Here is a 13,865-nt window from a genome sequence, read left to right as displayed (position 1 = left end):
AAAACGAAACGACGAGTATTACGCGGCGATCGGCCTCAACGAAGCACTTCGGTCACTCGCACCGGCCGCGGTCTCACTCGACGTAGCGCTCTCGTCGGTGACGGTGACGTTCACGACTTCGCGGTCGTCCGGAGTGAAGACGCCGATCTGACTTTCGCCGGTGACCTGTTCGTCGATCACTTCCGAGCGAATCTCGAGCGTCGTCGTGTCGCCGGGTGCGAGTTCGACGACCGTGCTGTTGATCGCGACGACGTCCTCGCTCAGCCGGGCTCGCTGGCCGTCGTCGAGACCCGGACCGAACTCGATCTCGACGATATCTGACGCCCGTTCGGTGCCCCTGTTCTCGAGTTCGTACTCGACCGTGTACTCCTCACCCGCGCCGAGGCTCGTCTCGTTCACGGCGAGGTCCGTGACGTCGAAGAAGACCGTCTGCTCGAGTTCGACGGTCTCGCTCTCGTCGAGACGCACGGTCCTGTTTTCGAAGCCGTCGGCGGTGACGGTGACCTCCTGGTCGACGTCGGTCGGGAGCGCCGGGAGCGTGAACGAGCCGTCGGCGCTCGTCGTCGTCGAGACCGAGGTTCCCGGGACGCGAACCGTCGCGTTCGCGACGGGCGCGCCGTCGACGCTCCGTTCGACGGTCCCCGTCCGTCGCTCGGCGTCGATCTCGAGGGCCTCGTAGGCCGAGCCGAGCGTCGTTCCCTCGTCCACGGTGGTTTCGAGTTCGGCGTCTGCCGACGCGAACACGAAGTAGCCGGTGAACGGATTGACCGCGTTGTGGGCTTCTTCGAAGATCCCGACGCCGCCGAACCCGCTCTCGGGAACCATCTTCGAGTCGGGTGCCCGCTGGATCCGGAACACGCCGAGGGTGGCGTCCGAATCGTGCTCGAACGCCGACTCGGGGTCGTCGTAGGCGGCCGGTGCGACGAAGTTCCAGCCGCTCTCGATCTCACGGGGGTCCGTCACGCCGTCGCCGGTGCCGGGCGTCCCGGCGAACTCGACGGTCACCGTCGTGTCCTCGAACGGCGTCACGAGGAGCGCATCGAGCGGCTCGAGCTCGTCGTCCGGGCTCGGCTGTACCCAGCGGTTCGTCGTTTCGTTGTACGTGAGGACCGTGGCGTTGGTCTCCTCGGGGACGACGTCACCGACGGTCCCGCCCTCGACCGGACCCGGCAGCCCGACGGAGTAGGTCTTCCCGCCCTCCATCGAGAGCTCGAACGTCGGATCGCTGCCGACCGTGAGATTTCGTTCGATCGGATCGAGATCGTCGTCGAACCGGACCGTCGCGCTCGTCGGTCCGTAGCTGGCCGCGTCCGCGGTGACCGTCCACTCGCCCGGCGAGTCGACGACGATACCGTACGCCCCGGAACTGTCGGTCAGGGTACTGAACTCGGCGTCGCCGTTCGTCGCCGTGACCTCGATGCCGGGCAGCGGCTCGCCCGTGTCCGCGTCGGTCACCGTTCCGTTGAGTTCCCCGCCGACGATGTCGGTGGTGAACCGCTCCTCCTGGATCGGAGACAGCGTTTCGTTGACCAGCACGAACCGGTGGTCGACGGTCTCCCCGGTACCTGCGATGTACGACCACGGTGCCGGCGAGCCGTCACCGAAGGAGAGCGTGCGATTGTACGTCGCGGTCTCGCCCGGCTCGAGCTCGTACTCCTCGGAGGAGAAGTCCCCGATCGGCGTCTTCCAGACCACGGTGCCGTTCTGGGTGACTTCGTCGTCCGGGTTCTCGACGACGACCGGACCCGGTGCGATCTGCTCGCTGGCGAGGGCCTCCTCGACGATGTCCGTCTCGACGATTCGGAGGGGAGCTGTCTCGGAAACCTCGGTGACGACCGTGGTCGGCCCGGTGGTGACCGTCTCGGTCGTCCCGTCGCTCCCGGTGAACGTGTGCTCGAGCGCGATCCTCTCGCCCGCGTTCGCTCCGTCGACGGTGATCTCGAGCGTCGCGGGCGTCGCGGTCAGCGGCTCGTCGAACGCGACAGTGTCACCGAGCACGTCCGATTCGACGCCGGCGAGGTCGACGGTCACGTTCGATTCGTCGACCGTCGATTCGTTCGCCAGTTCGACGGTGAGTTCCTCGAGGTGTGCCACGTCGACCGCGACTTCGGCCGTACTCCCCGCTTCGAGTTCGCGTGGTTGTCCCCGAACGAGCTCGAGGGCGAACTGCTCCTCGAGGACGATGTCTCGCTCGACCGGCTCGCTCGCGTCGATCGTCTCCGTCGTCTCGGCGTAGCCGAACGCGTCGGAGACGGTCACGTCGTGTTGCCCGTTCGTGACGTCGAACGCGAAACTCCCGTCGCCGGCGTACTGGGACCGATCTGCGTCGTCGATCGTGACCGTGGGGCCGCTTCCGTCCGGGAGGCCCTCCGAACGGTCCGTGATCGGGTCACCGTCGCCGTCGACGACGGTCCCCTCGATCCGGCTTTCGTTCGCCAGCGCTGCCGACGCCGCGTACGCGTCGACGATACCGTACCCGTACCGGACGTCGCGTTCGCCGTCGTCGTAGAGGTTCTCGTACTGTGCGTCGCTCACTTCCCGCGCTTCCGCACCGACCCGCTGGCCGATCTCGTCGGGAGCCGGCTTCGTCGCCGTCTCCTCGAGGAGCGCTTTCATCTCGTAGGGGTCTTCGACACCCTGGGCGGCCAGGAGCGCGGCCACGCCGCTGGTGTGTGGCGCGGCCATGCTGGTCCCGGAGAGTTCCGCGTAGGTGTCGTTGCCGCCGAGGTAGGAACTCCGAACGTCGACACCGGGTGCGGAGACGTCGGGCGTCGCGTACGATTCGGGCCAGTCGTTCGGTGCGACGGGCCCCCAGTCCGCGTCGGTGTTCACCGTCGCACCGGTCGAGAACTCAGCCACCTGCTCGTCGGAATTCGTCGCGCCGATCGCCAGCGAGTCGTAGACGTTCGCCGGCGTTCCTTCGGACCCCGGGCCGTCGTTCCCCGACGAACTGACGACGAGCGTCCCCGCCGTCTGGGCGTTCCGGATCACGTCGACGTAGATCGCGGCGAATCCGCCGCCACCGAGGCTGAAGTTCGCCACGTCGGCGTCCTGCTCGACCGCTTCCTGCAATCCGGCGACGATCGCCGCGAGCGTCGTGGACTGTCGCTCGGGCATCCCCGGGAAGACGCCGATCGGGATCAACTCCGCGTCGGGTGCGACGCCGATCCGCTGCCCGTCGGCTTCACCGCCCAGAATCGTCCCGGCGACGTGGGTTCCGTGTCCGTTCCGATCGTAGGGCTCGCTCTCGATTTCGCTCCCGTCGAAGTCGAACTCCGCCCAGTTATCCCGGACCTCGTCGCGATCCGCGAACTGCTCGTGCGAGGCCGCGAGTCCGGTGTCGACGACGGCGACCGAGACGCCCTCACCGGTCGCGTCGAACTCCTCCCACACCTCGGGCGCGTTCACCTGCTCGAGGCCGTAGGTGACCTGAGAGTCGTTCGCTGCCCCGTCGTTCGCGTCCGGTTCGACGAGTTCGACCTCGTAGTTCGGGTGGAGCTCCGTGACTCCGTCGATCCGCGCGAGCTCCTCGAGATCGACCTGCGTCGTGTCGACTTCGACGAGGGCCGCGTTGGTGAGCCAGAACTCCGTGACGATCTCGACGCCGTCGACGTCGTCGGCGTACGTCTCGAGGCCCCGCTGTGTCGCTTCCGCCTCCCGTTTGAGCGCGGTCGCGCTCTCGGCGTCGGTTGCGGTCGCGAACTGCGACGCCTCGGCGTCCATGCGCACGAACACTTCGACCGTGTCCGTCGACGCCGCTGACTGCTCGAGTTCGGACTCGATCCGAACGTCGTCTCCCGACTGCGTCTGTACGTCTGAAACCGTGAGCGATTCTCCATCTGCACCGCTATCCGCATCCGTGAGGCTCCCCGTTGCCATGGCGACCGGAGACGTCACCAGCAACAACGCGACGAGCACTACGAATACGGTTGCTCGGCTTGATCCATATGTCATTGCCACAACTAGATCTAAAATATTGTTCAATACAATAAAATTATGCAATCCGGAGAATACACATTGCTAACAGCTATCCGGATTGCGTATAGGAATGGACGCCTTGAATAATACAGTTATTGTATAGTTGAAGCATAGAGTGGAGGGCTCGCCCGTGAATTTCCGGTTGATTCGGTCGAATTCGGGGACGACCGACGGAGCACCGAGATCCGGAGACCCATCTGACGCTACCGCGGGGACCGCCTCGAACGGTGGCGAATACCTTCGATCCGGCCGTCACTGTCACGTCTCGAACGTCCGGGACGTGCAAACCGAGGTCGTCACTCCCGAGGATCCGGATAGCTATCGCTCGAGAAAGCGATCATCCCGAAAAGATCGGTTCGACTGCTCGAGCGGCGCGGCCGTCAGTCGCTCTGGATCCGCGGCGCGAGCATGTACGTGACCTGCCCCTTCCCCTCCCCGAAGCCGAAGTAGATCTTGACGGGGAACTCCTCGCCGAGATCGAGCGTGACCTCGGTGTCCTTGGGGATCGCCTTGTTCATGTCCTTGAGGTAATCCAGCGAGAACAGCGAGTGAGCGGGGCCGACCTGCAGATCGATCAGATCCGCCTGCGTGAGCTCGAGGTGGACGTCGTCGGTGTCGCCCTCCGCGTCGACGTAGAAGTACTCCTCCGTCTCGTCGACGCCGAGCGCGATGTGATCGGAGACCATGTCGGCGGCGGTCACCGAGCGGTTGACGTCCTTCCCCTCGAGGACGACCTCGGCGGGCAGATCGAGATCCGGAATGTCCGGCTCCTGGCGGATCGAATCGGGATCGATGAGCGCGAGCGTGTACTCGAGCCCGTCGATCTGGATGTGGAGCTTTCGGGTCTCCTCGTCGAGTTCGAGCTGGATGAGCTGGCCGGACTCGGCCATCCCAGCGATGTCCTCGAGCCGCGAGAGGTCGACGCCGATCAGTCCGCCGTCCGCTTCGTAGGACTCGAACGCAGACGCATCGAGCGAGAGGTCGACCATCCCGACGTTCGCGGGGTCGACGGCCCGGATCTCCAGTCCGTCTTCCTCGAGGTGGATCTTGCACTCGTCGACCAGCACGCTCACCGAATCGAGCGCGCTGGTGAGCGTTTCGGCGCTCACGATGGCCTTGAACATATAGGTCGCCGTACGGACGGTCGACATAAAAAGGCACCCTTTACGCGCGGGCGGGATCGAGTCGACGGCTCTTGACGGGCCGCCGAGCGGCCGGATAGTTTCGCGCCGGCGGAATCGGTTCTTACCGCAGACCGCGGTCGATCACGATCGCGGTGACAGCGGACCTACCTTCGAGAGCCGCGACCGACGAGTCGCGTCACCTATCCGTATCGACCGCCTAGGGACGGTAACTGAGCGACATCGCGATGGCAGGAAAAGACCACTACTATAACAAAGCGAAGCAGGAAGGGTACCGCTCTCGAGCGGCCTACAAGCTCAAACAGCTCGACCAGCTCGAGAACGTCATCGACGGCGGCGACACCGTCGTCGACCTGGGTGCGGCCCCCGGCGGCTGGCTCGAGGTCGCCGCCGAGGCGGTCGGCCCGAACGGGAACGTCATCGGTGTCGATTTCCAGCGGATCAAGGACTTCGACGACCACGATAACGTCGAGACGCTCCGCGGGGACATGACCGAGGACAAGACTCGCGACCGCGTCGTCGACGCCGCCGGCGGCCCCGTCGACGTGGTCGTTTCGGACATGGCACCCAACATGTCCGGCGAGTACTCGCTGGATCAGGCCCGCTCGCTGCACCTCGCGCGGCAGGCCTTCGAGACCGCCCTCGAACTCCTCGACAGCGGCGGCGACTTCGTCGTGAAGGTCTTCGAGGGGCCGGACGTCGACGACTTCCGGGCCGACGTCGAGGAGGAGTTCCAATACGTCCGCGCGACGTCACCGGAGGCCAGCCGCGACGAGTCCTCCGAGGTCTACTTCATCGGGAAGGGCCGTCTCACCGCACCGGTTCGGTCGGGCGACGAGCTCGAGGTCGAGATCGAGAGCGTCGGCAGCGAGGGCGACGGCATCGCCTCGGTCGAGGGCTACCGGCTGTTCGTGTCGGACACCGACGAAGGCGAAACGGTCACCGTCCGGGTCGAAGACGTGAAGCCGAACTTCGGCTTCGCCCAGCGGATCGACGAGGAGTAGGCTCTATTCCTGGTCCTCGAGGCGGTCGTGGCGTTTGTCGATCTCGTCTAAAATATCCAGGTTCTTGCGGATCGAGGATCGGATGGCGTCGCTGCGGTTGACGAACTTGCCGTCGTCGCCGACGTGGTCGTCCAGGTCGTCGAGGAGCTCCTGTGGGATTTCGACGCTGATCTTGGGCATCAGTTGCCTAGCCGTTCGCAAGCCCGCGACTTAAGCCGTCGGCTCGCGGCACCGAGCCGTCAGTCGACGACGGTGGCCCCGGTGTCGCCGTCGGCGTTCGAATCGGTCGCCGATCCGCCACCGCCGCCGTCGAACAGCCGCCCGCCGGCGGTGAGGACGTAGAGGACGGCGAGCCCGATCAGGTACGTGAGCGCGATCGGGATCGAGAAGATCAGCATCATGAGGATCCCCTTCGGGCTGAAGAAGGCCGCGAGGACGAAGATCCCGACGACGACCGGCCGCCAGCGCTCGAGCATCGAGCGGTAGCTGACGATGCCGCCGACGTGGAACAGCGCCATCGTGACGATGATGTTCAGCAGGAAGCCGATCCCGACGGTGGTGAAGATCACGAGCCAGAAGAAGCTCTTGATCCGGTAGGAGACGACCACCTGGTTCGCGAGGGCGTCCGAGACCAGATACGAGATGATCGACGGGGCGACCCAGAAGAACCCGAAGTAAGTCCCGACGGCGAAGCCGGCCAGCAGGCCGCCGCCCCAGACGATGAACGTGCGCCGGTCGCCGTAGACCAGTCCGCGCTCCTTGGCGGCCGGCCAGGCGAAGTACAGCACCACCGGCAACACGGCGACGAGGCCGGCGAGTGCGCTCACCTTCGCCTCGAAGATGAGCACCTCGACGGGGTGGAGGGCGACGACGATGTCCAGTTCCTCGATGATCTGCTGGAGGAACTGCGTCTCGTTCAACTCGCTCAGATTGACGTCTTCGCCGACGACCTCGGCGAGCACGTCTCGGGGAATCCGGTCGAGGAAGAGCAACAGCACGTTCCCGAGGCCGCCCGAGTAGAGCCAGAAGAAGGTCGCGCCCATGACGGCCATGAACATACCGACGATGATGAACATCCGCGAGGCGAGGCTGTTGAGGACGAAGGCGATGTCGTAGGCGTAGCCGCCGATGTCGTCTTCGGTGGTCTCGTCCTCGGTGAAGGGGTCGAGCATGCCGGCGGCGGTGTTCGCGAAGAGGCCGCCCTCGTCCTCACCCGCTGGGGCCCCGCCGGCGCTCGCTGTGGCTCCTGTGCTTGCGTCTCCGTCCTCGGCCTGCATCTCCTGAATCGTATCGAAGCGGTCGAGGATCGCCTCGGCCTTCGATCGGTCGTCGTCGTACATCGCCTGCCGGGAGTACTCCAGCGCCTGCTCCTCGCTCATCGTCCGGAAGACCTGCGCCGAGAGGTCCTCGATGTCGTCCACCTCGAGCGTGTCGAAGTCGACGTCCTCGTGAGAGTCGGCCCGTCGGATGTCGTCCGGTCGCGGATAGACCGGCTCCTGCAGCACGTAAATCGTGTAGGCGAGGAGGACGAGTGCCCCGACGGCGGCGGCGAGGAGGAGGCCGACCGCGACCTCGCCGAGCAGTCCGTGTTCGATCGCCGTCGTCTCGAGTCCGGTCGGTCTACTGGGCCGCACCGCCGACGGGAACGCGGGGAAGACCGACTCGTGGAGGTACCCGAAGGCACCCTGATCGACGGCGACGGTGATCGCGAGGGCGGCGACGCCGAGCGCGCCGCCGAACTGGAGCAGTCGGCGCTTGATGTGGGCCGTCCCCGTCCCGCCGGAGGTCGCCGCGCCGCGCCGTCGCACGTTGGTGACGACCTTGGCCAGCCCGAGACTGAAGACGTAGAGGACGATCATCGGCATCGCCCACATGACCTGCGTGAACGGGTCCGGCGGCGAGAACAGGGCCCCGAAGATCACGATTCCGATGACTGCGTATCGCCACTTGTCCCGGAACGTTTCGAAAGGAATGATCTCGGTGTAGGAAAGCGCGCCCATCAACAGCGGCAACTGGGCGGCGAGGCCGAAGGAGAGCGTCAGAAGCGCCATGAACTCGGTGAACTCGGTAATGCCGTAACTGGGCTTGACGCCGGCACTGACGGCGTTGGTCGCGAGGAAGCCGAACGCGTACGGGAAGAAGATCGTGTACGCGTAGACGACGCCCGCCGCGAACAGGGACAGCGCCATGACAGCGAATCCGGCGATGTACCCCTTCGAAATCGGGACGACGCTGGTGTAGCCGCGACGGCGAAGCGCTTTCCGAGAGAAAAAGAGCAGGGCGGGGAGTGCGAAGAGCGCTCCGACGACCATCCCGATCTTGGCCTGTAACAGGATCACTTCGAACGGCGTCCGTGTGATGATGTCGGTCGAGGCCTCGATCTCCTCGTTCATCTGGCCCGTCGCGGTCGCCTCGAGGAAGTCCCAGACGACCATCCGAAGCGCGTAGAAGGCGCCGACGAAGCCGACGAGAAAGACGATAAACACTTTCTGGAGGTGCTGTTGGGCACCCGAGAGTAACGCGCCGATCGTCTCCCGGCCGCTGTTGATGGCCTTGGCAGTGTCCTCGTCGACGGCAGAACTCATTGGGTAGGTGGTAACTGACATCCAGTTATCAACCTTTCGAGTGGGTACGCGGTTCGTGGGGCGATCGGCCGGCCTTCTCACCCTCGAGGGGTCTTCGTAAGAAAAAGGCCTATAACCGGTGGCCTATCAATATCCTGTAGATGTCGGACGAGCCGGCGGACGACCGCGATGTCGAGGGCCCGGCAGAGCCGCGGGAGGACCCCGACGAGCACCGGCCGTCCGCGGCCGACGCGTCCGAACCGGCGTCCGAGAGCGACGCCGAGCCGTCCGAAGATGGGGATGCGGACGACCCGAACCTCGAGACCGACGGCGAAGGGGTCGTCAGCGACCGTCACAACCCCGAACCGACCTATCCCGACCCCGACGACGATATCGGCGGCATCTCGACGCCGCCGGACGACGAGGAGATGCCGCTGGCCGATCACATCGAGGAGATGGTCCTCCGGCTGGCGGTCGTCCTCCTGTTCGGGGCGGGCGGGACGGCGATCGGCCTGCTGTGGGCCTCCGACGCGATCCAGTTCGTCTGGTTCAACGTCTTCCCCGCCGGCGGCGACGCGCCGCCGCCGCACGTGTACAATCCGCTCGAGCTGTGGCTGACCCGGATCAAGATTTCGTCGCTGCTCGGGATCATGGTCGCGTTGCCGGCGTTCATCTACGAGTGTTACCTGTTCATGCGGCCGGGACTGTACCCCAACGAGCGCAAGTACTACCTCGCGGCGGTGCCGACGAGCGTCATCCTCGGAGCGCTCGGGATGGTCTTCTCCTACCTGCTCGTGTTGCCGATCCTGTTCGAGTACTTCACGTACTACGCGGAGGCGAGTGCGGATATCCAGTACGCGCTCGGCGACACGTTCAACCTGATCATCACGTTGACCGGCTTCCTCGCGATCGTCTTCCAGATTCCGCTGTTCATCATGCTGGCGATCATGCTGGGCGTGACGACCCGCCGCTGGCTCGCCCAGAAGCGGCTGTACTTCTGGGCGGCCTTCGCGGCGCTCGCCTTCGCGTTCACGCTCGACCCGACGGGGATGGCACCCATCCTCGTCGCCGTGACGATGATCCTGCTGTTCGAGGGGACGCTGTTCATCCTCAAGTGGGTCGGGCGCGAGTAGCTCGCGCTCGAGTCGGTCCCCGTTTTCGACACGACGGCTCTCACTCGGGTAGTCACGCCTGTCGTCGGTTCGTGGACGTTCGGTCGCTCGCGACTCGGAATTCTCCGCGTATAATGCCCTTATATTCTCCCTATCCGTCCGCATATTCCGGACTCTTGGCCGTTTCCGAGCCAAAATAAACAGTTTGTAAACGATCACCGTTTAGTAACTCCGTATGTTTCCCTAATCTGTGAAACTCTGCATGATATCACGCGAATCTCCATTGGATGGGTGTGATTGTAAATCACACAGTCCCGCTCGCTCCGGTACCGCAGCGAGGTGGGTATCGTGACCGATCTCGTCCCGACCACGTGTATGCGGTGTGCGGTCGGGTGCGGCCACGTCCAGCAGACCCCGGAACGGGGGTACGGCCTCGAGACCGTCCGCGGCGACCCCAGTCACCCGGTCAATCAGGGACTCGCGTGTCAGCGCGGCGTCAGCGAGACCGCCGATCCGGGCGGGGAGTGGCTGACGCGGCCGCTCGTGCGGGCGGACGGCGACCTCGTGCCGACGACGTGGGAATCCGCCCTCCAGCGCGCGGCGGAAGGGCTGGGGACCGCGCTCGAGGACGGCGGCGACAGCGTCGCCGTTCTGGGGAGCGGCCAGCAGACCAACGAGGCCGCCTACGCGCTGGGCAAGCTCGCCCGCGGCGGCTTCGGAACCCGGTACTACGACGCCAACACGACGCTGTGTATGGCCTCGGCCGTCACGGCGTACTACGACGCGTTCGGCAGCGACGCGCCGCCGCCGACCTACGACGACATCCCCGAGGCCGACACGCACGTGGTCTGGGGTGCGAACCCGGCGGCCGCTCATCCGGTCATGTTCCGCTGGATTCGGCAGTCCGCGGACGAGGACGACTCCGAGCTGATCGTCGTCGATCCCGTCCACAGCGAGACCGCCGAGGTCGCCGACCACCACGTGCCCCTCGAGCCGGGCGGTGACCTCGCACTCGCTCGAGCCGTCCTCGCCCGCGTCGTCGAGACGGACCGCATCGACGAGGCGTTCGTCGACGAGGCGACGACCGGATTCGAGGAACTCCGTGCGGACCTCCCCGACGCGGCCGACGCCGCCGAGACGGCGGGCGTTTCGATGGCCGACGTCGACCGCCTCGCGGCGGCGCTCGAGGATCCGTCCCTGCTGTACTGGGGGATGGGAATCAACCAGAGCGTCAACGGGACCGCGGCCGCGGGCGCGCTGATCGACCTGTGTCTCGCGACGGGCAACCTCCGGCCGGGTTCGGGACCGTTCTCGCTGACCGGGCAGGCCAACTCGATGGGGACCCGCGTCTGTTCCTCGAAGGGGTCCTGGCCCGGCCACCGACCGTTTGCCGATCCGGACCACCGACGGCAGGTCGCCGAGACGTGGGACGTGCCCGTCTCGCGGTTCCCCGACGACCCCGGACCGGGACCCGTCGGCATCGTCGACGCGATCGGCGACGACGTCGATACGGTCTACGCGGTCGCGACCAACCCCGTCGCGGGCATGCCCGATACCACCCGCGTCCGCGAGAAACTCGCGGACTCGTTCCTCGTCGTGCAGGACGCCTTCCGCAGCGAGACGATCGAATACGCCGACGTCGTCCTGCCCGCGGCGACCTGGGGCGAGTCGGAGGGGACGACGACAAACATGGAACGGACCGTCTCCCGGGTTCGGGCGGCGACGGAGACGCCCTCGGGCGTCCGAACGGATCTCGCGCTGATCGGCCAGCTCGCCGACCGACTCGTCCCGGATCTGTTCGACGGCCGACCCGAGCCGGAAGCCGTCTTCGACGAGTTCGCCTCGCTGACGGCCGGAACTCCGGCGGATCTCTCGGGGATCAGCTACGACCGCCTCGAGGCCGAACGCGCGGTCCGCTGGCCGGCACCGGCACCGGACGTAGCGGGCGGGTACCGGTACTACGAGACCGCCGGAGAGTCGGACGATGTGACCGATTCCGCCGCCGACTCGAGCGGCGAATCCTGGTCGTTCTACACGCAGTCCGGCCGCGCCCGGTTCTCGATGAGCGAGGCTCGAGCGCTCCCGGAACCGACGGACGAATCGTATCCGTTCACGCTGACGACTGCCCGTCGCCCCGGCGCGTACAACACCGGGGTTCGAACCCGCGAGGACGAACCGCCGACGGCCCGGGTCAGCCCGGCGACGGCCGCCGCCTTCGCGGACGAAATCGAAACCACGGCCGAGGGGAACGAGGCCGACGAGGAAGACGAGCGGTTCGCCCGCGTCGTCTCCCGCCGAGCGTCGGTGACGGTCAGCGTGGAGACGGACGAGGCGATCCCGGACGGGGTCGTCTGGCTGCCGATTCACCATCCTGACGTCAACGATCTCACGCTCCCCGACGTCGACCCGCGCTCGAACGAGCCGAACTTCAAGCAGTGCGCGGTTCGTCTCGAGCCGCCGCGGGAACGGGATGTCAGGGCGGTCGCGGAAGCGAGCGCCTGACCGTTCATGACCGCGAAATCGACCCCCGAACCGACGAGCGACGGCACACGCGATATCCGGGGAGATCCGCGACGCGGCGTCGCGTCGGCGACCCTCGGCTTCTTCGTCGGGTTCGCCGGCGTCGTCCTCTACGGTCCCGTCGCGACCGAACTCGAGGGCGCGATGGGGCTGTCCGGACTCGCCCTCGGATTGCTGGTCGCCGCGCCGCAGCTGACCGGCTCGCTGCTCCGGATTCCGTTCGGCGCGTGGGTCGAGGACGTCGGGGCGGCGAAGCCGTTTCTGGTCCTGCTGGGCTGTGCCGTCGTGGGAATGGCCGGCCTCTCGACGATTCTCGTGACCGTCGGCACGGACGGCCTGACGATGGCCCACTATCCGCTGGTGTTCCTGTTCGGCGCGCTGAGCGGCTGCGGGATCGCGACGTTCTCGGTCGGCGCGGCCCAGACGTCCTACTGGTCGCCCGAGGACCGACAGGGGACGATGCTCGCAGTGTACGCAGGGCTCGGCAACAGCTCGCCGGGTATTTTCACGCTCGTCGTTCCCGTCGCGCTCGCCGCCCTCGGCCTGACGGGCGCGTACCTCGCGTGGTTCGGGTTCCTCGTCCTCGGAACCGTCGTCTACGCCGTCGTCGCCGTCGACGCCCCGTTCTTTCAGCTCCGGAAGCGGGGACTCGAGGCCGACGATGCGAGGCGGGCGGCCGAAGCGCGGGGGCAAGATCTGTTCCCCAGCGGCGACGCGACGGCCTCGATCCGCGAGGCGGCCGGGATTCCGAGAACCTGGGTGCTCGTCGGCCTGTTCTTCGCGTCCTTCGGGGGCTTCCTCGCGCTCACGACCTGGTTCCCGTCGTACTGGACAGCTGTCCACGACCTCGACTTGCAGGGTGCCGGGACCCTCACGGCGGTGGCGTTCACGCTCCTCGCGGCGCTCGTCCGCGTGCCGGGTGGCGTCGTGAGCGACCGCGTCGGCGGCGAACGGACCGCGATAGCGAGCTTCGTCGTCGTCGGCATCGCCGCGGCGATTCTGGTCGTCGCTCGAACCGTCCCGCTCGCGATCGGCGCGACGGTGCTGCTCGGCATCGGGATCGGCGTCGCCAACGCGGCGGTGTTCGGTCTCGTCCCGAAATACGTCCCGGAGGCCGTCGGGGGCGCGTCGGGGCTGGTCGGCGGGCTCGGCGCGTTCGGCGGGTTCGTTATCCCGCCCGTGCTGGGGCTGTTCGTCGATCTGCAGGGGACCGCCGGGTACGCGAACGGTTTCGTCGTCGTCCTCGTCCTCGCAGTCGCGTCGATCGGCCTCTCCGGCGGGCTGTACCGGACTCGAGTGGAGCCCGCCCCGGACGGGCCGGTTCCGGCCGACGATTGAGTTCGTTCGCGTTTCGCGCACCGTTCTACCCATTCGTCGGGGTTTGATCCGTCAGCGATCGCTCTCGCCACAACGGTTTGTACTGTTTTGAACGTCGCGCGCGGAACCGGACTGCCCGAATCGGATATCACCCCCGCGTTCGCGTGCGACCGAGATCGAACTGCTGGGATCGCGTTTGTAATCGCCGATTCTCCACCCCGGTCACTC

Annotated in this window: 8 protein-coding genes; 4 read left to right on the top strand and 4 right to left on the bottom strand. The window is 66.4% G+C overall.

Annotation, left to right across the window (positions count from 1 at the left end; genetic code table 11):
• Positions 1 to 18 precede the first annotated feature (18 nt).
• Both NDI89_RS16890 and NDI89_RS16885 read right to left on the bottom strand, forming a co-directional pair.
• Positions 19 to 3,879: a S8 family serine peptidase gene (locus tag NDI89_RS16890; RefSeq protein WP_277523128.1), complete on the bottom strand. Its 3,861-nt coding sequence runs from the start codon at positions 3,877 to 3,879 to the stop codon at positions 19 to 21.
• A 479-nt stretch (positions 3,880 to 4,358) separates the two neighbouring features.
• Entirely contained in the window at positions 4,359 to 5,102 is a 744-nt protein-coding gene (locus NDI89_RS16885; protein WP_277523127.1) for a DNA polymerase sliding clamp, read from the bottom strand.
• 245 nt (positions 5,103 to 5,347) lie between these two features.
• Here NDI89_RS16885 and NDI89_RS16880 point away from each other — a divergent pair, with 245 nt between their 5' ends.
• On the top strand, positions 5,348 to 6,124 hold the full coding sequence (locus NDI89_RS16880; RefSeq protein WP_277523126.1) for a 23S rRNA (uridine(2552)-2'-O)-methyltransferase: 777 nt from the start codon (positions 5,348 to 5,350) through the stop codon (positions 6,122 to 6,124).
• A 3-nt stretch (positions 6,125 to 6,127) separates the two neighbouring features.
• On the opposite strand, the gene NDI89_RS16875 is transcribed toward NDI89_RS16880, so the two are convergent.
• Positions 6,128 to 6,304: a hypothetical protein gene (locus NDI89_RS16875; protein WP_007109894.1), complete on the bottom strand. Its 177-nt coding sequence runs from the start codon at positions 6,302 to 6,304 to the stop codon at positions 6,128 to 6,130.
• Between the two features lie 59 nt (positions 6,305 to 6,363).
• The gene (locus tag NDI89_RS16870) at positions 6,364 to 8,709 is read right to left on the bottom strand and encodes a twin-arginine translocase subunit TatC (RefSeq protein WP_277523125.1); all 2,346 of its coding nucleotides are present in this window, start codon (positions 8,707 to 8,709) and stop codon (positions 6,364 to 6,366) included.
• Positions 8,710 to 8,849: 140 nt separating this feature from the next.
• Here NDI89_RS16870 and tatC point away from each other — a divergent pair, with 140 nt between their 5' ends.
• The 3 genes from tatC (at position 8,850) to NDI89_RS16855 (ending at position 13,658) form a co-directional block, all read left to right on the top strand.
• On the top strand, positions 8,850 to 9,821 hold the full coding sequence (tatC, locus tag NDI89_RS16865; protein WP_277523124.1) for a twin-arginine translocase subunit TatC: 972 nt from the start codon (positions 8,850 to 8,852) through the stop codon (positions 9,819 to 9,821).
• A 354-nt stretch (positions 9,822 to 10,175) separates the two neighbouring features.
• Positions 10,176 to 12,302 carry an assimilatory nitrate reductase NasA gene (gene nasA, locus NDI89_RS16860; RefSeq protein WP_277523381.1) on the top strand — a complete coding sequence of 709 codons (2,127 nt, stop codon included), beginning with the start codon at positions 10,176 to 10,178 and terminating at the stop codon, positions 12,300 to 12,302.
• Between the two features lie 6 nt (positions 12,303 to 12,308).
• Positions 12,309 to 13,658: an MFS transporter gene (locus tag NDI89_RS16855; protein WP_277523123.1), complete on the top strand. Its 1,350-nt coding sequence runs from the start codon at positions 12,309 to 12,311 to the stop codon at positions 13,656 to 13,658.
• The last annotated feature ends 207 nt before the right edge of the window (positions 13,659 to 13,865 follow it).

Source organism: Natrinema salsiterrestre, assembly GCF_029502005.1.
Classification (GTDB): Archaea; Halobacteriota; Halobacteria; order Halobacteriales; family Natrialbaceae; genus Natrinema; species Natrinema salsiterrestre.
Note: the sequence above shows the minus strand (reverse complement) of the source record. Positions and strands in the feature narration are given on the sequence as shown.